The 18,970-nt window shown below is 58.0% G+C and carries 17 protein-coding genes and 2 tRNA genes; 11 read left to right on the forward strand and 8 right to left on the reverse strand.

Annotated features, from left to right (window positions below):
• Positions 1-9: 9 nt before the first annotated feature.
• From ACQZ6D_RS02660 to yajC, 3 genes are all read right to left on the reverse strand, one after another.
• Positions 10-402 (reverse strand): Mth938-like domain-containing protein, encoded by a 393-nt coding sequence (locus tag ACQZ6D_RS02660; RefSeq protein ID WP_003515346.1) that lies wholly within the window; start codon positions 400-402, stop codon positions 10-12.
• Positions 402-2,966: a protein translocase subunit SecDF gene (secDF, locus tag ACQZ6D_RS02665; RefSeq protein WP_065702493.1), complete on the reverse strand. Its 2,565-nt coding sequence runs from the start codon at positions 2,964-2,966 to the stop codon at positions 402-404. The genes ACQZ6D_RS02660 and secDF overlap by 1 nt, the downstream gene beginning before the upstream one ends.
• Positions 2,967-3,045: 79 nt before the next feature.
• Positions 3,046-3,393, reverse strand: coding sequence for a preprotein translocase subunit YajC (gene yajC, locus ACQZ6D_RS02670; protein ID WP_003515350.1), 348 nt, complete (start codon positions 3,391-3,393; stop codon positions 3,046-3,048).
• A gap of 207 nt (positions 3,394-3,600) precedes the next feature.
• Here yajC and ACQZ6D_RS02675 point away from each other — a divergent pair, with 207 nt between their 5' ends.
• The gene (locus ACQZ6D_RS02675) at positions 3,601-4,473 is read left to right on the forward strand and encodes an ATP-binding protein (protein ID WP_065702492.1); all 873 of its coding nucleotides are present in this window, start codon (positions 3,601-3,603) and stop codon (positions 4,471-4,473) included.
• 304 nt (positions 4,474-4,777) lie between these two features.
• Positions 4,778-5,968, forward strand: coding sequence for a formaldehyde dehydrogenase, glutathione-independent (fdhA, locus tag ACQZ6D_RS02680; protein WP_025593503.1), 1,191 nt, complete (start codon positions 4,778-4,780; stop codon positions 5,966-5,968).
• A gap of 96 nt (positions 5,969-6,064) precedes the next feature.
• On the opposite strand, the gene ACQZ6D_RS02685 is transcribed toward fdhA, so the two are convergent.
• Positions 6,065-6,730, reverse strand: coding sequence for a TetR/AcrR family transcriptional regulator (locus ACQZ6D_RS02685; protein WP_065702491.1), 666 nt, complete (start codon positions 6,728-6,730; stop codon positions 6,065-6,067).
• Between the two features lie 111 nt (positions 6,731-6,841).
• Here ACQZ6D_RS02685 and ACQZ6D_RS02690 point away from each other — a divergent pair, with 111 nt between their 5' ends.
• Positions 6,842-8,236, forward strand: a complete 1,395-nt coding sequence (locus ACQZ6D_RS02690) for a cytochrome P450 (RefSeq protein ID WP_065702490.1) — start codon at positions 6,842-6,844, stop codon at positions 8,234-8,236.
• A 54-nt stretch (positions 8,237-8,290) separates the two neighbouring features.
• Here the strand turns inward: ACQZ6D_RS02690 and ACQZ6D_RS02695 are convergent, their stop codons facing one another.
• The 3 genes from ACQZ6D_RS02695 to ACQZ6D_RS02705 all read right to left on the reverse strand — a co-directional run bounded on the left by ACQZ6D_RS02695 (position 8,291) and on the right by ACQZ6D_RS02705 (position 10,390).
• A complete protein-coding gene (locus ACQZ6D_RS02695; RefSeq protein ID WP_003515356.1) occupies positions 8,291-8,494 on the reverse strand; it encodes a DUF3126 family protein in 204 nt (67 codons plus the stop codon).
• Between the two features lie 151 nt (positions 8,495-8,645).
• Complete coding sequence (gene cysE / locus ACQZ6D_RS02700; RefSeq protein ID WP_003515358.1) at positions 8,646-9,470, reverse strand: serine O-acetyltransferase; 825 nt, start codon at positions 9,468-9,470, stop codon at positions 8,646-8,648.
• A gap of 143 nt (positions 9,471-9,613) precedes the next feature.
• Positions 9,614-10,390 carry an alpha/beta fold hydrolase gene (locus ACQZ6D_RS02705; protein WP_025593509.1) on the reverse strand — a complete coding sequence of 259 codons (777 nt, stop codon included), beginning with the start codon at positions 10,388-10,390 and terminating at the stop codon, positions 9,614-9,616.
• Between the two features lie 170 nt (positions 10,391-10,560).
• Between ACQZ6D_RS02705 and ACQZ6D_RS02710 the strand changes: the two genes are divergently transcribed.
• Positions 10,561-10,806 carry a zinc-finger domain-containing protein gene (locus ACQZ6D_RS02710; RefSeq protein WP_003495891.1) on the forward strand — a complete coding sequence of 82 codons (246 nt, stop codon included), beginning with the start codon at positions 10,561-10,563 and terminating at the stop codon, positions 10,804-10,806.
• Positions 10,807-10,835: 29 nt separating this feature from the next.
• Positions 10,836-12,005 carry an FAD-dependent monooxygenase gene (locus ACQZ6D_RS02715; RefSeq protein WP_448729598.1) on the forward strand — a complete coding sequence of 390 codons (1,170 nt, stop codon included), beginning with the start codon at positions 10,836-10,838 and terminating at the stop codon, positions 12,003-12,005.
• Positions 12,006-12,007: 2 nt separating this feature from the next.
• On the opposite strand, the gene ACQZ6D_RS02720 is transcribed toward ACQZ6D_RS02715, so the two are convergent.
• Positions 12,008-13,195 (reverse strand): cystathionine beta-lyase, encoded by a 1,188-nt coding sequence (locus tag ACQZ6D_RS02720; protein WP_111783033.1) that lies wholly within the window; start codon positions 13,193-13,195, stop codon positions 12,008-12,010.
• Positions 13,196-13,571: 376 nt separating this feature from the next.
• Between ACQZ6D_RS02720 and ACQZ6D_RS02725 the strand changes: the two genes are divergently transcribed.
• The 6 genes from ACQZ6D_RS02725 (at position 13,572) to ACQZ6D_RS02750 (ending at position 18,892) form a co-directional block, all read left to right on the forward strand.
• A complete protein-coding gene (locus tag ACQZ6D_RS02725; protein ID WP_003515366.1) occupies positions 13,572-14,594 on the forward strand; it encodes an amino acid ABC transporter substrate-binding protein in 1,023 nt (340 codons plus the stop codon).
• Positions 14,595-14,701: 107 nt separating this feature from the next.
• The gene (locus ACQZ6D_RS02730) at positions 14,702-15,898 is read left to right on the forward strand and encodes an amino acid ABC transporter permease (RefSeq protein WP_003515368.1); all 1,197 of its coding nucleotides are present in this window, start codon (positions 14,702-14,704) and stop codon (positions 15,896-15,898) included.
• Between the two features lie 3 nt (positions 15,899-15,901).
• Positions 15,902-17,059 carry an amino acid ABC transporter permease gene (locus ACQZ6D_RS02735; RefSeq protein ID WP_111783032.1) on the forward strand — a complete coding sequence of 386 codons (1,158 nt, stop codon included), beginning with the start codon at positions 15,902-15,904 and terminating at the stop codon, positions 17,057-17,059.
• A gap of 12 nt (positions 17,060-17,071) precedes the next feature.
• Positions 17,072-17,845, forward strand: coding sequence for an amino acid ABC transporter ATP-binding protein (locus ACQZ6D_RS02740; RefSeq protein ID WP_003515372.1), 774 nt, complete (start codon positions 17,072-17,074; stop codon positions 17,843-17,845).
• Between the two features lie 446 nt (positions 17,846-18,291).
• Positions 18,292-18,366: transfer RNA gene (locus ACQZ6D_RS02745), tRNA-Glu, on the forward strand.
• Between the two features lie 451 nt (positions 18,367-18,817).
• Positions 18,818-18,892, forward strand: a tRNA-Glu gene (locus ACQZ6D_RS02750).
• Positions 18,893-18,970: the final 78 nt, after the last annotated feature.

An 18,970-nucleotide genomic window follows, 5' to 3' on the forward strand; every position in this document is an offset into this window, starting at 1 on the left:
AACGTCCTGTCAGCCTTCGACGGCAATCAGCGCCGCAGCCACGGCGCGCGATTCCGAAAGCATGATATTATAGGTGCGAACGGCAGCACCCGTGCTCATCGGATCGACCGAAATGCCCGCTTGCCTGAAGGCTTCGCGCAATTCCTTCGGCAAGACCCGCATGCCATCACCCGTGCCGATCAAAAGAACTTCGATATCCTGCGCATCAGCCAGAACCTTGTCGAAATGCTCAAGCGTCAATTCTTTCACATCAACCGGGCTCCAGCCGTGAATGCCGGAAGGCAACAACAGGAGAGAGCCGCGGTGCGACATGTCTGCGAAACGGAAACCGCCATTGCCATAGGCATCGATGGGCGCCCGGCCGGGAAAATGGGCCGGGCGTATTTCAATCCCGCCGGCCATCAGACGGCAGGCTTGCCGCCGATGGCATTGCCGGACTTCTCATCCTTCTCGTCTTCCGCATCCTTGCTGTCGGGACGCAGCTTGAAGGCGATCAGCACCGGAGCCGCGATATAGACCGAGGAGAAAACGCCGATACCGACGCCGAACAACATTGCGAAGGTGAAGGAACGAATGACCTCGCCACCGAACAGATACAGGGCCAGCAGTGCCAGAAGCACGGTCAGACCGGTAAGGATCGTGCGCGAAAGGGTCTGGTTCAGCGATACGTCGATGATCATCGAAAGTGGCATCTTCTTGTATCGCCGGAGGTTTTCACGGACACGGTCGTAGATGACCACCGTATCGTTCAGCGAATAACCGATGATCGTCAGGATCGCCGCGATACTGGTCAGGTTGAACTCTATACCCAGGAAGACGAACAGGCCGATGGTGAAGACCACGTCGTGCACCATCGAAATGACCGCACCCAGTGCAAACTGCCACTCGAAGCGAACCCATATGTAGATCATGATCGCCGCCATGGCGAGCACAACGCCGATCGTGGAGGTCACGGTCAGGTCACCGGACACGGCCGGACCAACGACTTCCACGCGACGGAAATCATACTTGTCCTGCAACTCGCCGCGCACCAGGGTGATTGCCGACTGCTCGGCATTTTCGCCGCCGTCCTGCGCCTGAATGCGTATGAGAACGTCCTGCGGCGTGCCGAAATTCTGTGCCTGGATTTCACCGAGGTTCAGCTGGTTCAGACGCTCGCGAATATCTGCAAGATCGGCCTCACCCTGCTTGGCGCGCACTTCGATAACCGAGCCGCCCTGGAAATCGATGCCGAGGTTCAGGCCCTTGGCGATGAAGCCGCCGACGCAGGCGAGCATGATCACACCGGTGATCATGAAAACCACACGGCGATAACGCATGAACGGAATGTCGCGACCGTCGAACATGGCGGTGCGTACACCCTTCGGCAGATGTTTCGGACGGCTGCGGCGAACCCAGTAGCCAAACATCCAGGCCGTCAGCGTATAGGCCGTGAAGACGGTGGTGATGATACCGACCGCAAGCGTGACGGCAAAGCCCTTGACCGGACCCGTGCCCATGTAGAACAGCACGCTTGCAACGATCAGCGTCGTCAGGTTGGCGTCGATAATGGTCGCAAAGGCGCGCGTGAAACCATTATCCAGTGACTGGATCAGCGGTTTTCCGCTCTTCACCTCTTCGCGTATTCGCTCGTAGATCAGAACGTTGGAGTCCACCGCCATACCGATCGTCAAGACGATACCCGCAATACCGGGCAAGGTGAGCGTAGATCCGATCACACTGAGGACGGCGATCAGCATGACCACGTTGACGATGAGGGCGATGTTCGCAAGCAGGCCGAAGAAGCCATAAAAGACGAACATGAAGATGAGGACGCCGACGGCGCCGATGGCGCTTGCCGTGAGGCCGGCGGTAATGGAGTCGTTACCAAGGCTCGGACCGACGGTGCGTTCCTCAACCACGGTCAGCGTGGCCGGAAGTGCGCCCGCACGCAACAGGACTGCAAGGTCGTTGGCGCCCTGAACCGAGAAACTGCCGGAAATCTGTCCCGAACCGCCGATGATCGGCTCACGGATGACAGGTGCGGAAATGACCTGATTGTCGAGCACGATGGCGAAAGGCTTGCCGACATTCTGCTGCGTCGCCTGCGCAAAGCGCTGCGCACCGCGGCTGTCGAAACGGAAGGTGACGACGGGTTCGTTGGTCTGCTGGTTGAAGCTTGCCTGCGCATCGACGAGGTTGTCGCCGGAAACGAGCGCGCGGCGTTCCACCAGATAGGGAACCGGCGGATCGTCCTGCGAATAAAGAACCTCTGAGGTCGCGGGCGGACGGCCATTCATCGCTTCCTGCACCGGCATGGTGGTATCGACCATGCGGAAGGACAGCTTTGCCGTCTGGTTGAGAAGCGATTTCAGGCGCTGCGGATCCTGGAGGCCCGGCACCTGTACGATGATGCGGTCGGAACCTTGACGCTGGATGAGAGGTTCGGTGGTGCCGACTTCGTCAACGCGGCGGCGCACGACTTCGATGGACTGCGATACGGCCGAGGACAGGCGATAATCCACGCCTTCATCGGTCAGGTTGAGCCGCAGCAGATTGTCGCCGCCGTCGTTCATCGTCACTTCTGTGATGGAACCGCCGACCAGCGTTCCGGCGGACACCGGCTGCGTCAGGTCGCGAAGCGCGGTTTTCGCCGCTTCATATTGAGCGGGATCGCTGATGCGAACCTGGATCTGCTGGCCGTTGCCGGTAAGCCCCGAATAGCGGATGTTGGCGTCGCGAAGCTGCGTGCGCACGTCACCCACGATCGTTTCAAGCCGTTCCTTGACGATGTCGGAACGCTCGATCTTGAGCATGATGTGCGAGCCGCCCTGAAGGTCGAGACCGAGCGTTACCTTGTTGTCCTTGTACCAGGCAGGCATGCCCTCCAGCTGCTTGTCCGAAAACAGGTTGGGAGATGCGATGAAGACGCTTGCCAGCACAAGCAACCAGATAAAGACTGTTTTCCAACGGGAAAAATGAAGCATTTCGATCTCGGTCAGGGTTGGGGTTGCGCGATGCGCAACCCGTCAAATTCGGAAGCGGACGTTCAATTATCCGGCAGGATCAGGAAGCGGCTTCCGTCTTGACCACTTCGCCCTTCACGCGCACTTCGGCAATGTAAGCACGAGCGGCACGGATTTTCACGCCTTCGGCGATTTCGACTTCGAGTTCATTGTCGTCGATGACCTTGGTCACCTTGCCAACGATGCCGCCACCAAGAACGACCTGATCGCCACGGCGAATATTGGTCAACGTTTCCTGACGCTTCTTCATCTGCGCGCGCTGCGGGCGAATGAGGAAAAAGTACCAGACCACCATAAGCGGTGCAAACAGGAAAAGCATCTCAAGGCCGGAACCGAATGCAGACGCGCCGCCCGCCGTGTCCTGGGCAAAAGCTTGACTAATGAACATATAAAACTCCTCAACGATTACAGCACGACCTCGTATGCCGCCCCAGCTTTCAAGCCGCCGGAATATAGTGGGGAACGCCGGGAATGCAACAGATGCAGAAGCCACGCCGTACCGATTCCGGACCTCTTAACCTTTATGGGCCTGAAACGCCATGCTAGGCCGGGTTGAAAACATCGTTATGAACATCGGATAAGCGGAAGAAACACCATGATTCGAGAAGAGACGGCCACCCTGCTTCTTGCCGAACTGCGCCGGCTTAACGTCGCCATGGAACGGTTGGCAGGCCCGGCACCTGCCGTGAACGACTGGAATGCGGCGGATTGCTTTGTCTGGACGCCGGTCAATTCCTTTCTGCAGCCGGTCTCGCGTCCGAACCGCATTGCGCTGAAACTCATTCGCGGCGTCGATCATGTGCGCGATATCCTGCACGAGAACACGCTGCGTTTTGCCGATGGTTTTCCCGCCAACAACGTGCTGCTCTGGGGCGCACGCGGCATGGGCAAATCCTCGCTGGTCAAGGCCGTTCACGAAGATGTGCGCGCCGCAAGCGGCGTTCCCTTTAAGCTGGTCGAGGTGCATCGCGAAGATATCCACACCCTGCCCGCCTTGCTGGATATATTGAAAGCTTCCGGCGAACGCGTCATCGTCTTCTGCGACGACCTCTCCTTCGATCACGACGACACGGCCTACAAGTCGCTGAAGGCAGCCCTCGATGGCGGCATAGAGGGGCGTCCGGACAATGTGCTGTTCTATGCCACGTCCAATCGCCGTCATCTTCTGCCGCGCCACATGATGGAGAACGAGCAATCGACCGCCATCAACCCTTCGGAAGCTGTTGAGGAAAAGGTCTCGTTGTCGGACCGCTTCGGCCTGTGGCTCGGCTTCCACAAATGCGGCCAGGAAGACTATCTGACGATGATTGACAGCTATGCCGAACATTTCGATCTCGGCCTTGATCGCGAAACCCTGCATCACGAGGCGCTGGAATGGGCGACCACGCGCGGCGGCCGCTCCGGTCGCGTCGCCTGGCAATATATTCAGGATGCCGCCGGGCGCCTGAGAAAATCAATCGACAGATAACGCCACCGTGACATCTGGCGAGAGCCGGTGTCGTTGCGGATATAGGCGTTGTCGTATTCCCGACCGCCACATCGCCCGCCAAATGGTTTGCTGCACATATTCGGCGTAATGCCGGGTATCTGCGGCGGGCGGTGATCAAGAGGCAGGCGAAGTTTGTCCAGACGCGCCGATTGTTCTTCTTTCCATCCCTTCGCCGATTGAGATTCCACGCGAGCCGCATACGGGTCCGCGCATGAGTTTTGACGATATCCTGTCCGCGGAGGAGCGGGCCGGTATTGGTGTTCAACCCAAGGAGGAGATGGATATGAGCAAAAACAGAGGCGTCGTCTATTTGCGCCCCGGCCAGGTCGAGGTCCGCGACATCGATGATCCGAAGCTGGAGGCGCCGGATGGCCGCCGTATCGAGCACGGTGTCATTCTCAAGGTTATTTCCACGAATATCTGCGGTTCGGACCAGCATATGGTGCGCGGCCGCACCTCGGCGATGCCCGGCCTGGTCCTTGGCCATGAGATCACCGGCGAAGTCATTGAAAAAGGCGTCGACGTCGAGATGCTTGATATCGGCGATATCGTCTCGGTGCCGTTCAACGTCGCCTGCGGTCGCTGCCGCTGCTGCAAGTCGCAGGATACCGGTGTGTGCCTGACGGTGAACCCCGCCCGTGCCGGCGGCGCCTACGGTTATGTTGACATGGGCGGCTGGATCGGCGGACAGGCCAGATACGTCACCATTCCCTATGCCGACTTCAACCTTCTGAAATTTCCCGACCGCGACAGGGCGATGTCCAAGATCCGCGACCTTACCATGCTCTCGGACATCCTGCCGACCGGCTTTCATGGCGCGGTCAAGGCCGGCGTCGGTGTCGGCTCCACGGTCTATGTCGCGGGCGCCGGTCCGGTCGGTCTGGCGGCTGCCGCGTCTGCCCGTATTCTCGGTGCCGCCGTCGTCATGATCGGTGATTTCAACAAGGATCGCCTCGCGCACGCCGCCAAGGTCGGCTTCGAGCCCGTCGATCTTTCCAAGGGTGACCGGCTGGGCGACATGATTGCCGAGATCGTCGGCACCAACGAGGTCGATAGCGCCATCGATGCCGTCGGTTTCGAAGCGCGTGGCCATTCGGGCGGCGAACAGCCGGCCATCGTTCTTAACCAGATGATGGAAATCACCCGTGCCGCCGGCTCGATCGGCATTCCCGGCCTTTACGTCACCGAAGACCCAGGTGCGGTCGATGCCGCAGCAAAACAGGGCAGCCTGTCGCTTCGCTTCGGTCTCGGTTGGGCCAAGGCACAATCTTTCCATACCGGCCAGACGCCGGTGCTGAAATACAATCGCCAGCTCATGCAGTCGATCCTGCACGACCGCCTGCCCATTGCCGACATCGTCAATGCCAAGATCATCGCACTCGACGACGCCGTACAGGGATATGAAAGCTTCGACCAGGGTGCCGCAACCAAGTTCGTGCTCGATCCGCACGGCGATCTGCTGAAGTCGGCCTGATATCGGCGGCTTAAGACCCCCGAGATGGGAAACGCCCGCGACAGATATTGTCGCGGGCGTTTTTGCCCGCATCCACATTATCACCATCAGGTGAAATCATGGATCAACTTCAAGCATCGCCTCCAGCTCGGAGGTGGCCAATGGTGAGAGATAGGGTCGAAACAGGCTGGACACCTGCCGAAGTCCCCAGTCCAGTTGCTGCGGCCCGAATTCGGTGACCCCTTCCTGAAGGTTGAGATAAGCCGCCCAATAGGTCGAGACGATCCAGAGATTTGTAAGCAGCGCCGCCCGCTCGGTTTCTGGAATCTCTGCAAGCCCTGCCCTCTCCATCCGGCTGACGATATCATCAACGGCAAGTCGCATTGCCGCGCTTATGCCGCGAACCGGCTCCACCAGCGCAGGCGCGGAGGAAAGAAGGCCGACAAAATCACGAAACAGAAAGCGGTAGTTCCACACCAGCGAAAACCAGAGCCGCAGAACGCCAGCATATGTCGATGCGGCAACTTCGTCCTCTTCGTCAATCTTTGCGACAACCGCCAGCGCGTCGGTCTCGAACAGGGCAAACAGCGCCAGCACCAATGCCTCCTTGGTGCGGAAATGATAATAAAGATTACCCTCGTTGATATTTACTGCCCTCGCGATCTCGGCTGTGGTTACGTGATCAGGCCCCCTCTCGTTAAATAGTTGGAGTGTGGCAGCGATTATTCTCTGTCGTGTGGGGGAAGGACGCCCCGTCGATCGTCCGGCCTCGCTTTTATTCATTGATATCGGACCCCGCTATTGAAACCTAAGGTGCACACCTTAAATGAATAAAATAAGGTACACACCTTAACAAATAAATTTGAGTGTTCAACGCGAATAAAGGACCTGTCCATGCCCGGAACCGACCTTCGCACCCCGCCCCCGGATACATCCGCTGCGGCACCCGTATCGAAATTCGCCACAGCACGTTTGGCCCTCTCACTCATCCGCAATCCGCTGAACGCATTGCCACCGGAGATTTTCAACGAACCGGCGGTGTTTATCCGTGTCGGCGGTACGATGCGCGTCCATCTTGCCGATCCTGTCCTTATTCATGAGGCCCTCGTCAAGAACGCCCATCTGCTCGGCAAGGGTGAGGACGTGCGCCGCGCGCTTGGCCCCGCTCTCGGACAGGGCCTTCTGACCGCCGATGGCGATCACTGGAAATGGCAACGGCAATCCGTTGCCGCCGCCTTCCGGCACGAAAAGCTGCTGGAACTGCTGCCCGTCATGATCGAGGCGGCGGAGCGAACCGGCAGGCGCTGGCGCGCATCTCCTTTCGGTGACATCGATATCGGCCATGAAATGATGCGGACAACCTTCGACATCATCGTTGAGACCATGATGTCCGGCGGCCACGGGATCGATATCGGGCGCGTGGAGCAAAGCATCACCGACTATCTGAAACCGACAGGCTGGACCTTCGCGCTCGCCATGCTGGGCGCACCGGAATGGCTCCCTCACCCCGGTCGGCGCAAGGCCCGGGCCGCTGTCGGTTATCTGCGCTCCAGCCTGTCGACGGTGATTGCGGACCGGCGGCAGAACCCTGTCGAGAGAAACGATCTGGTGTCCATGCTACTTCAGGCCAAGGACCCCGAGACGGGACGCATGATGAGCGACAAGGAAATCATCGACAATCTGCTCACCTTCATCACCGCCGGTCACGAAACGACTGCGCTCGGTCTGGCATGGACGTTCAATCTGCTGTCGCAACACAGCGACGTGGAGCGGAAAGTCGTTGAGGAAATCGCAGCCGTCACGGGTGCAAATCCCGTCGCCGCAGAGCACATCGCCCAACTGACCTATACCAGACAGGTATTTTCCGAGGCGATGCGGCTTTACCCACCTGCCCCGGTGGTCACCCGCACGGCGTTGCAGGATTTCAAGCTCGGCGACCATGATATTCCTGCCGGAACCGTTCTTTATGTGCCGATCTACGCTGTCCACCGGCACACGGCGCTGTGGGACGAACCGGAACGTTTCGACCCCTCCCGCTTCGAGCCGGAAAAGACCAAGGCGCGCCACCGTTACGCCTATATGCCCTTCGGTGCAGGTCCGCGTGTCTGCATCGGCAACGCATTTGCGATGATGGAGGCCGTGTCGATCCTGGCGGTGCTGTTGCAGAACGTCCATCTCGAAAACAGATCGGCAAGTCCGGCAGAGCCACTGATGAGGGTGACGTTGCGGCCGCAAAGCCGCTTGATGATGCGTATCACCGACCGCAAAAACAAATCGCCCGCGGCGTGAACCACCGCGGGCGACCATTAATCCGGGAAAACACCCGTCACCGGGCAGTGACGATCAAAGATCGACGTCGAGGATTGCCATGGAGAAGTTGTACGAGCGGTCGCCGTCCTCGTCATCGATGTAGACAACGCCAAGGAACTCTTCGCCAAGATACACTTCGGCGGAATCGTCCTTACGGGGACGCGCCTTCACAACCATCTTTTCATTGAAGGTGCGCTTGAAATAGGCGTCGAGTTTTTTGATTTCGTCGGCTTTCACCACTATTCTCCTGTGCGGTTCGGGTTGCGCCGCTTTTGGCATGGGACAAAGGCGAAAGTAAAGTGAAAGCGGCACATCGCCAATGTCTTTCACAGGCCATGTCTTTCACGCGGAGCCTTCCACACGGACAATTGAGAAAATATCGGACCCGTCAGATATCGGCTCCGATGACCTGATCCATCAGGCGCGAGGGTTCGGAACACCCTGCCTCTCCCACCACCCGCGCCGGCACACCGGCAACGGTGGTCTTCGGCGGGACCGGCTTCAGCACCACAGAACCGGCGGCGATGCGCGAGCAGCTGCCGATCTCGATATTACCGAGGATTTTCGCGCCCGCTCCGATCATCACGCCATTGGCGATCTTCGGATGACGGTCCGCCCCCTCCTTGCCGGTGCCGCCAAGCGTCACGCCATGCAGGATGGAAACGTTGTCGCCGATAACGGCCGTCTCGCCGACCACAAGCCCGGTGGCATGATCGAGGAAGATACCCTTGCCGATGCGTGCTGCCGGATTGATATCCGTCTGGAAAATGCTGGACGAGCGGCTTTGCAGATAAAGCGCCAGATCCCTGCGGCCCTTTTGCAGCAGCCAATGGGCAAGGCGATGCGTCTGGATGGCCTGAAACCCCTTGAAATAAAGGAGCGGCTCCATGAAGCGCGTGCAGGCCGGATCGCGATCGTAAACCGCCTGAATATCGACGCGCAGCACGCTGCCCCATTCGGGCCAGTCATCCAGCATGTCCTGAAAGGTCTGGCGCAGAAGAACGGCCTGCATATCGGGATGATCGAGGAGTTCACAGATGCGATAAATCACGCATTCTTCCAGAGACCGGTGATTGAGGATTGTCGAATAAAGGAAAGCCGAAAGCAGCGGGTCCTGCGCCACGGCGCTTCGCGCTTCATGCAGCAAGCTGCCCCAGATCGGATCGACGATCGCCAGCTGTTCCGGCTGACGGGCCTCGGTACGTGCGACCATGAATGGTCTCCTCGTTTGCAGTAGTCGTTCTTTATACAGAAAAAGACGTGCATAAGAAATGGGATTCGAATGACGACTTTAAAGGCGGCAAGGCTTCAGTTTTTCTTCATGCAGCATGAAAAACCGTTTCTTGCCGCCACCCATCAAAGGCTGCGGTAAAATTCCAGAACCGCCGCCTTGAACACCCGGTCGCCAACGGCCAGCATGTGGTCACGGCCGGGAATGTCGATAGCGCGCGCATGCGGCATGATCGCCGCAAGTTCGGCACCCGATCCGGCGATATCGTCATTGGTTCCGACCGCGATCAGCGTCGGCGCATCTATCTTTGCGGCCTGTTCGCGGCTGACGAGGACACGCGACGTCTCGATACAGGCGGCGAGTGCCAGCCGGTCGCTTTTCGTCTGGTCGGCAAAGGCGCGGAACATGCGGCCGCGCTCATGCGTGACGACATCGAGCGAGGGGGCCAGCAGCGCTTCAGCGATCGGATCCCAGTCGCCCACACCTTCCACCATGCCGATGCCAAGTCCGCCGAAAACCAGTGAGCGGACACGCTCCGGATGTGCCATCGCCAGAAAGGCCGAAATGCGTGCGCCCATGGAATAGCCCATCACATGAGCCTCCGCGATGCCGAGATGATTAAGCAGCGCCACCGCATCGCCGGCCATGACGGGCGGATAATAGGCTTGCGGATCATGCGGCTTGTCGCTTGCGCCATGGCCGCGATTGTCGATAGCAATCACCCGGTAACCGGCGTCACCAAGCGTTTTCAGCCAGCCTGGATGCACCCAGTTGACGTTGGCGCTGGAGGCAAAGCCGTGAATCAACAGAACCGGATCGCCCGCCGGATCACCTTCATCGAAATAGGCAAGGCGAAGGCCGTCATGGGAAAAATCGGAAAATTGCGGCATGTTGAGATTCATCAAGGACATCCTTTTTGCCGGACCATATGGCAGGAAATCGAAATTTTGAACATGTTTTCCTGACGATTTTTATGGAGATGCAATGCGTTTGAGGCTACATATCCGCAGCAATAAGCCCATGCTCGATGACGACCTGCGGCTTAACCACGATATTGCATTTGGAGACGAACATGGCCGGGCATTCCATTCCCCACTTCCAGAACGATGGCGGACACAGCGTGATCGAGATCGGCGTCAAGGAATTCATGTGCACCGGCGCTTCGGTGCCTTTCGATCATCCCCACATCTTCATCGACATGGGCGACGACAACGAGAAGGTCTGTTCCTATTGCTCCACCCTTTACCGCTACAATCCGTCGCTGAAGGCCGAGCAGACCAATCCTCCAGGCTGCGTCTTCCATGTGAAGGCCGCCTGACCTTCCACCTTTCCTGATCGGGGCGCGACATGCCCATCAAATCCGTAGCCATCGTCGGTGCCGGCATCGCCGGTCTCACCGCAGCGCTTTCTTTTGCCCGCCAGGGCGTCAGCTCTGACATCGTTGAACAGGCCGGCGAACTGACGGAAGTCGGTGCGGGCCTGCAAGTATCGCCCAATGCCGCCCGCATCCTTGCCGAACTCGGCGTGATGACTGAGGTAGAGGCGCGTTGGACCGAGCCGGTCAGTGTCGATCTGGCCGATGGCAAATCGCTTGCCACGTTGCTGTCCTTACCCGTGGGTGCGACGGCCCGCACACGCTGGGGCGCACCTTACGGCGTGCTGCATCGCTCGACGTTGCAAAACGCGCTTCTCAATGCGGTAACGCGCAATCCGCTCTGCCGCCTGCATCTTGGCAAACGTATCGAAAACGCGACGACAGACGTCATCGCTGCAACCACGTTCCGCGATCACGACCTGATCGTCGGCGCAGACGGTGTCTGGTCCGCGGCCCGTTTCGCTGTCCCCTCCGCCCCCACTGCCACCTTCTCCGGCAATATTGCCTGGCGCTTCACGGTCGCGGCAAAAGATGTGCCATCAGCCATCAACAAAAGCGCCGTCACCGCCTATCTCGGTTCGGGTGGCCATATCGTCGCCTACCCGCTGAAGGAAGTCGGCGGCTTCAACATTGTGGCCATCGCACTCGGCGCCGATCCCGGCGCAACATGGCGGGCGGAATCGAGCGGCCAACAGAAAGCCATGCTGCTTGCGCAGTTTCGCGGGTGGAGCCCGGATATCGTTCGGCTGCTGGCATCGTCGGAAAATCCGACCTTCTGGCCGCTTTATCAGGCCGGTGCCGGACGCTGGCACAATGGTCGCGATACGGTGCTGATCGGCGACGCTGCCCACGCGATGATGCCCTTTGCCGCACAGGGGGCGGCGATGGCCATCGAGGATGCTTTTGAACTGGCGGGCACATTGACCGGAACATCCCTGCCCGTACCACAGGCCCTTGCCGCCTTCGAAGCCCTGCGTCTGCCGCGCATAGAAAAGGCCCGCAAGCGGGCCTCTCTCAATCGTTTCGCCTATCACGCCACAGGCCCGGTTCGGCTTGCCCGGAACTTCGTCTTTTCGACACGTCCGAGGGAAGCCTTCCTGAAGGACTTCGACTGGCTATACGGCTACCGCGCCAAAGGCTGAGGTCAAACCCCGGCTGCCGCCGCAAACCCGGCCTCGAGATCCTTCTTGAGGTCGGCGATATCTTCAAGCCCTATCTGCAGACGGATGACCGGACCTTCCGACGGGCCTTTGGCAATCGTCCTGTCGACAAGCGACACCGACACGGCAAGCGATTCGTATCCACCCCAGGAATAGCCGAGCCCGAAGAAGGTCAGCGCATTCAGGAATGCCGCCGCAGTCTGCTTGTATTTGCCCTCTTCGGCCTTCAGCACGAAGGAAAATACGCCGCTCGCGCCCTTGAAATCGCGCTTCCAGAGTTCATGCCCGGCAAAGCTCGGCAGGGCCGGATGCAGAACGCTCACGACGTCGTCGCGGCTTTCCAGCCAGGTGGCGATGTCGAGGGCGCTTTTCTGGTGGTGCGCAAGTCGAATGCCCATGGAGCGCATGCCGCGCAGTATCTGATAGGCGTCATCAGGCGTCACGCAGATGCCAAGATTGGTGTTCGCCTGATAAAGCGTCTTCCAGTGCTTTTCATTGGCGGAAACAAAGCCCATCAGGACATCGGAATGACCTGACGGATATTTGGTGGCGGCATGGATGGAAACATCGACACCGAAATCGAGCGGCTTGAAATAAAGCGGTGTCGCCCAGGTATTGTCCATCGTCACGACGCAATCGTGCCTATGGGCAATCTCGGTGATCAGCCGAACGTCCTGAATCTCGAAGGTATTGGAACCCGGCGCTTCAAGATGCACCAGCTTGGTATTCGGGCGGATCAGCGCTTCGATACCCGTCCCGATCGCCGGGTCGTAATACTCCACCTCCACACCAAGCTTCTTCAGCATCGTGTTGCAAAAGCGGCGTGTGGGAAAATAAACCGAATCGACGATCAGCGCATGATCGCCGGCGCCAAGATAGGCGAGGAACGGCACGGTGATCGCCGCAAGGCCCGATGGCACGAGAATGGTTCCGAAAGAACCCTCCAGCTCATTGACGAGATTGCATAGCGCATCGGTCGTCGGCGTGCCGTGGGTGCCATAGGTGTATTTCTGGTTTTCGGTCGAAAGCGTCTCGGCATCGGGGAAAAGCACGGTAGAACCGCGCACGATGGGCGGATTGACGAAACCGAAACAGTCGGCGGGATCGTTGCCGCCATGGGTCAGGCGCGTATTCATACCTGCGGTGGAAAGCAGGTCATTGGTCTTGGTCATTTCAGATCAGCTTTCGAAGGGATATTGACGCGAGCGACAATGCGGAGAGCCGGAGGCAAGGTCAAGTCCCGCAGAACATTCGTAGATGAGAGGATTGATCCACCCGTCAACAGCATACAAGAAGTATACAAAATTCGTGCAAGTGTATTTTTCCGCAAAAATATGCTTATATTTTCACCCTTTGCACACTTCCCGACCAAAATTTGGAAAATTCCGTTTTATAGGCACAATTATTGTCAGCATGTCTTGACCCCGCTGCCAATTACGATTGTGATAGAAAAAGCGGATCGAAAAGATCTGCTGAAGGGGGGAGCTGGGGCAAAAACAATATGCCGGTCCTCTTCCGATTGACGATAACAAACAAAGGTTGGGAAAAATGAAAAAGGCAATTCTGTCGGCCGTTATCGGCGCAGCAGTTTTGGGAGGAGCCTCGGTCGCTTCGGCTGCGACGCTTCAGGACGTGAAGTCGAAAGGTTTCGTCACCTGCGGCGTGAGCGCTGGCATTCCGGGATTTTCCAATCCCGATGACAAGGGCGAATGGTCCGGCATCGACGTGGACTATTGCCGCGGTATTGCCACTGCGGTTTTCGGCGATCCTACAAAGGCTAAATTTGTCGCTCTTTCGAGCAAGGACCGTTTTCCGGCTCTCCAGTCTGGCGAGGTCGACGTTCTGACCCGTAACACCACCTGGACGATCAGCCGCGACACATCGCTCGGCTTCAACTTCCGTACCGTCAACTATTATGACGGCCAGGGCTTCATCGCCAAGAAGGGCCTCAACGTGAAGTCCGCGCTTGAGCTTTCCGGCGCCGCCGTCTGCGTTCAGACCGGCACGACCACCGAGCTCAACCTTGCCGACTACTTCAAGACCAACAACCTGCAGTACAACCCGGTTGTTTTCGAAAAGGAATCCGATGCGACTTCGGCTTATGATTCCGGCCGTTGCGACGTTTACACCACCGACCAGTCCGGTCTGTACGCTATCCGTCTCAAGCTGAAGAACCCCGATGACAACATCGTTCTGCCTGAAGTGATCTCCAAGGAGCCGCTTGGACCGGCCGTTCGCCAGGGCGACGACCAGTGGTTCGACATCGTCACGTGGGTTCACTACGCGATGGTCAACGCCGAAGAGCTGGGCATCACGTCGAAAAACGTCGACGAGCAGAAGAACAGCGCCAACCCTGATATCAAGCGTCTGCTTGGCACTGAAGAAGGCACCAAGATCGGTACCGATCTCGGCGTGACGAACGACTGGGCCTACAACATCGTCAAGAAGGTCGGCAACTACGGCGAAGTCTTCGACCGTAACGTTGGCGCCGGCTCGCCGCTGAAGATCGAGCGTGGCCAGAACGCGCTTTGGACCAAGGGCGGCCTGCAATACGCACCGCCGGTTCGTTGATCGGCACTATCGTTGGCTAAGGACTGAAGGGAGGCTGGGCAATGCCCGGCCTCCACTTGAAATTATAGAATAAGCTCGCAAAGAGCATATAAAAGGGAAAGGTGCCTATGGCAGGCAACGCGGTCAGTTCGCAACGATCGCGCGCGCAAAGCGCGTCGTCACTCATTTACGATCCACGCATACGCGGAATTTTTTATCAGGTTCTGACAGTCGTCATCCTGACCGCCTTCGTCTGGATCATCGTGACGAATACGATCACAAATCTTCAACGGTCAAACATTTCGTCCGGCTTCGGCTTCCTCAATGGAAGAGCCGGCTTCGATATCGGCCAGTCGCTGATCGCTTACACCAGCGATGCGACCTATGGCCGGGCATTGCTCGTTGGTATTCTCAACACAATTCAGGTCGCATTTTTCGGCATCATCGCCGCGTCGATCATCGGTTTCATCGTCGGTATCGCCCGGCTGTCCAACAACTGGCTGATCTCGAAGCTGGCGCAGGCCTATGTGGAAATCTTCCGCAACATCCCGCCCCTGCTCGTCATCTTCTTCTGGTACAAGGGCGTCATCTCCGTTCTGCCGCAGGCCCGCGATTCGCTGCAGCTTCCACTTGGGACCTACCTCAACAATCGCGGCTTCTTCTTTCCAAAGCCTCTCTGGGGCGAAGGGACGTGGCTGATACCGCTCGCTTTTGTGGTCGCCATCGTCATCAGCGTGTTCATTTATCGCTGGGCGAAGGCCAGGCAGGAAAGAACCGGCGAGCAGTTCCGCACCGGCATCACCGCAACACTTCTCATCATCGGCCTTCCGGCTGCGACATTCCTCGCGCTCGGCTCACCCCTGACATTCGATTACCCGATTGCCGGGCGGTTCAACCTTGCGGGCGGTTCGGTCGTCGCACCTGAATTCATGTCGCTGTTTCTGGCGCTCTCCTTCTACACCGCTTCCTTTATCGCCGAGATCGTTCGCGGCGGCATCAAGGCCGTGGCAAAAGGGCAGACCGAGGCAGCGGAGGCATTGGGGCTTCGCGCCAGCACGACGACACGTCTGATTGTCGTTCCTCAGGCGATGCGCATCATCATCCCGCCACTGACAAGCCAGTATCTCAACCTGACCAAGAACTCATCGCTTGCGGTCGCGGTCGGTTTCGCCGACATCGTCTCCGTTGGCGGCACGATTCTGAACCAGACGGGACAGGCGGTCGAAGTTGTCGCTATCTGGCTCGTTCTCTATCTCTCGCTGTCCATTCTCACGGCCGTGGTCATGAACTGGTTGAACGCGAAAATGGCCCTGGTGGAGAGATAATAGATGACGATCAGCAATCACGCGTTCGTGCGCCACACCATTGAAGAAGCCAAACCCGCGCCTTCAAGCGCGGTTGGTATCAGCCATTGGCTGCGCACTAAACTTTTCGCCACGCCGAAGGACACCGTCCTTACGGTTCTTGCCATCGCGTTCCTCGCCTATCTTTTGCCACCAATCTTCAAGTGGCTGTTCGTAGACGCGGTATGGACCGGTACGGATCGCATCGCCTGCCTCACCGCCTCCCAGGGCGGTGCGCTGGCCGATGACCAGTCCGGCGCATGCTGGGCCTTCGTTTCGGCGAAGTTCGGCCAGATCATGTTCGGCCGTTACCCGATCGATGAGCGCTGGCGTCCTATCCTTGTGATGGTCATGTTCACCATCCTCCTGGTGCCAATGCTCATTCCGAAAGCGCCGTTCAAGCGGCTCAATGCGCTGGCGCTTTTCATCATCCTGCCAGTCATTGCGTTTTTCCTCCTCATCGGCGGCGTCTTCGGCCTGCCGGTGGTGGAAACGCAGCTCTGGGGCGGCCTGATGGTCACCCTGATCCTGTCTTTCTTCGGAATTGCAGTGTCCCTGCCCTTCGGCATTCTTCTGGCGCTTGGCCGCCGGTCGAACCTGCCGGTAATAAAAATGCTGTGCGTGCTTTTCATCGAAGTTATCAGAGGTATTCCTCTGATCACCGTCCTGTTCTTCGCCAGCATCATGCTGCCGCTGTTCCTTCCCGACGGCTGGACCTTCGACAAGTTCCTGCGCGCTCTGGTCGGCGTGTCGCTCTTCTCGTCCGCCTATATGGCGGAGGTGATCCGTGGCGGCTTGCAGGCCATCCCGAAGGGGCAATATGAAGGGGCAGACTCGCTCGGCCTGAACTATTGGCAGAAAACCCGGCTGATCGTGCTGCCGCAGGCGCTGAAGCTCGTCATTCCGGGCATCGTCAACACCTTCATCGGTCTTTTCAAGGACACGTCGCTGGTCTCGATCATCGGCATGTTTGACCTGCTTGGCATTGTCACACTCAACCAATCGGATGCGAACTGGGCGACACCTGTCACCGCAATGACGGGCTATATTTTCGCCGGGTTCATATTCTGGATATTCTGCTTCGGCATGTCGCGTTATTCGCTGTTCATGGAACGGCACCTCGACACCGGGCATAAACGATAAGGGACGCTCAAAATGGCAGAAACCCAAACAAAAAAACTGGCCGTTTCGACAACGGACGTGGCAATCGAACTCGTCGGCATGAACAAGTGGTATGGCGACTTCCACGTCCTGCGCGACATCAACCTGAAGGTGATGAAGGGCGAGCGTATCGTCATCGCCGGTCCTTCGGGATCAGGCAAATCGACCATGATCCGCTGCATCAACCGGCTGGAAGAACATCAGTCGGGCACGATCAACGTCGACGGTATCGAACTCACCAACGATCTGAAGAAGATCGATGAGGTGCGTCGTGAAGTCGGCATGGTGTTCCAGCACTTCAACCTCTTCCCGCATTTGACGATTCTGGAAAACTGCACGCTGGCGCCAATCTGGGTTCGCAAGATGCCCAAAAAGGAAGCCGAAGAAGTGGCGATGCACTATCTGAAGCGCGTCAAGATCCCCGAACAGGCGCATAAATACCCTGGCCAGCTCTCCGGCGGTCAGCAGCAGCGCGTGGCAATCGCCCGCTCGCTGTGCATGAAGCCGAAGATCATGCTGTTTGACGAGCCGACCTCGGCGCTTGACCCGGAAATGGTCAAGGAAGTGCTTGATACCATGGTCAGCCTTGCCGAAGACGGCATGACGATGCTGTGCGTGACCCACGAAATGGGCTTTGCCCGCCAGGTCGCAAACCGCGTCATCTTCATGGACCAGGGCCAGATCGTCGAACAGAATTCGCCCGCCGAATTCTTCGACAATCCCCAGCACGAGCGCACGAGGCTGTTCCTCAGCCAGATCCTGCACTGAGACGCTGCAATCAGCTAACATCATGGAACGGGGCCATTTCGGCCCCGTTTTCATTTGACGACAACCTCTCCACGCTCGACCTCATCCATGGGCTTGTCCTAAGGATCTAAGTAACAAAATCGAGCGGTTGCAGATCTCGGGAAAAACCCAAGGGTGACGCCGGAATGTTTGGCAAGGTTCGCCATTCATTTTGATGGCTTCTTTCGCACCATAAGCCCCGTTGAGTGAATCACCGGCCCCGGCAAATCGTCGTTTCACACTGTTCTTCATCCGCGAGAAGCACTGAAACTGCCAAGCCGACCTCGGTTTAACCATTTGTTACGAAACGGAAATCCTTGTTTTCCAAGGGTTCTGACAGCCAATGTCATTTTTTTGTCAAATCATGCATTTTTCCGCTTGCGGACCACGGGGAGCCTGACTATAAGGGCGCCACACCACAAGCGCACGCGCCCTTCGTCTATCGGTTAGGACGTCAGATTTTCATTCTGAAAAGAGGGGTTCGACTCCCCTAGGGCGTGCCACTTGCCTTCGTGTTTCCACCTTCGAAAATATAAAGCAGCTTCGCAGACAGCGAATTCGTCACGCGTGATCGATGCGCCGGAACCGATTCCCGGGCGATACGTTTGAGTGCTGTCCCCCCGATGGAAGGCAAGCCGGATGAATCGCCAGCGGGCAAATCGACCGGCTTGCCTTTCCCCTTCCAGCCAAATCACAGTGTCGGTTCATTCTGGCGGGCAGCAGATGCCAGCTAAGGGTTGGAAAACCACGTCCCGAGGCCTTCCACGAGTAATGAAGGCATTGCCGGCGCGCCGTGATAGCGGCGAAATTTCAAGGCCTTGGCCAGTCCCGGCGCAGTTTTCCACAGCCGGTCCGGCCTCCATAAAAAAACTCGTCACGAAGCGGAAAAAATCAATTTTTCCGCTTGCGGAGCAAAGGGAGCCTGACTATAAGGGCGCCACACCACAAGCGCACGCGCCCTTCGTCTATCGGTTAGGACGTCAGATTTTCATTCTGAAAAGAGGGGTTCGACTCCCCTAGGGCGTGCCACTTGCTTCTCCTTGAAAATCAGTATTATGCGTTCAAGTCTTCACGTGATGTGTGAGATAGAGAATGCATGCCGTTTCC

The sequence above is a fragment of the Agrobacterium sp. 22-3639C2 genome, assembly GCF_053522105.1.

Bases quoted from the DNA above. Each gene is read 5' to 3' on its own strand.
- ACQZ6D_RS02660 (WP_003515346.1), bottom strand. From the start codon at position 402: ATGGCCGGCGGGATTGAAATACGCCCGGCCCATTTTCCCGGCCGGGCG.
- secDF (WP_065702493.1), bottom strand. From the start codon at position 2,966: ATGCTTCATTTTTCCCGTTGGAAAACAGTCTTTATCTGGTTGCTTGTG.
- yajC (WP_003515350.1), bottom strand. From the start codon at position 3,393: ATGTTCATTAGTCAAGCTTTTGCCCAGGACACGGCGGGCGGCGCGTCT.
- ACQZ6D_RS02675 (WP_065702492.1), top strand. From the start codon at position 3,601: ATGATTCGAGAAGAGACGGCCACCCTGCTTCTTGCCGAACTGCGCCGG.
- fdhA (WP_025593503.1), top strand. From the start codon at position 4,778: ATGAGCAAAAACAGAGGCGTCGTCTATTTGCGCCCCGGCCAGGTCGAG.
- ACQZ6D_RS02685 (WP_065702491.1), bottom strand. From the start codon at position 6,730: ATGAATAAAAGCGAGGCCGGACGATCGACGGGGCGTCCTTCCCCCACA.
- ACQZ6D_RS02690 (WP_065702490.1), top strand. From the start codon at position 6,842: ATGCCCGGAACCGACCTTCGCACCCCGCCCCCGGATACATCCGCTGCG.
- cysE (WP_003515358.1), bottom strand. From the start codon at position 9,470: ATGGTCGCACGTACCGAGGCCCGTCAGCCGGAACAGCTGGCGATCGTC.
- ACQZ6D_RS02705 (WP_025593509.1), bottom strand. From the start codon at position 10,390: ATGAATCTCAACATGCCGCAATTTTCCGATTTTTCCCATGACGGCCTT.
- ACQZ6D_RS02710 (WP_003495891.1), top strand. From the start codon at position 10,561: ATGGCCGGGCATTCCATTCCCCACTTCCAGAACGATGGCGGACACAGC.
- ACQZ6D_RS02715 (WP_448729598.1), top strand. From the start codon at position 10,836: ATGCCCATCAAATCCGTAGCCATCGTCGGTGCCGGCATCGCCGGTCTC.
- ACQZ6D_RS02720 (WP_111783033.1), bottom strand. From the start codon at position 13,195: ATGACCAAGACCAATGACCTGCTTTCCACCGCAGGTATGAATACGCGC.
- ACQZ6D_RS02725 (WP_003515366.1), top strand. From the start codon at position 13,572: ATGAAAAAGGCAATTCTGTCGGCCGTTATCGGCGCAGCAGTTTTGGGA.
- ACQZ6D_RS02730 (WP_003515368.1), top strand. From the start codon at position 14,702: ATGGCAGGCAACGCGGTCAGTTCGCAACGATCGCGCGCGCAAAGCGCG.
- ACQZ6D_RS02735 (WP_111783032.1), top strand. From the start codon at position 15,902: ATGACGATCAGCAATCACGCGTTCGTGCGCCACACCATTGAAGAAGCC.
- ACQZ6D_RS02740 (WP_003515372.1), top strand. From the start codon at position 17,072: ATGGCAGAAACCCAAACAAAAAAACTGGCCGTTTCGACAACGGACGTG.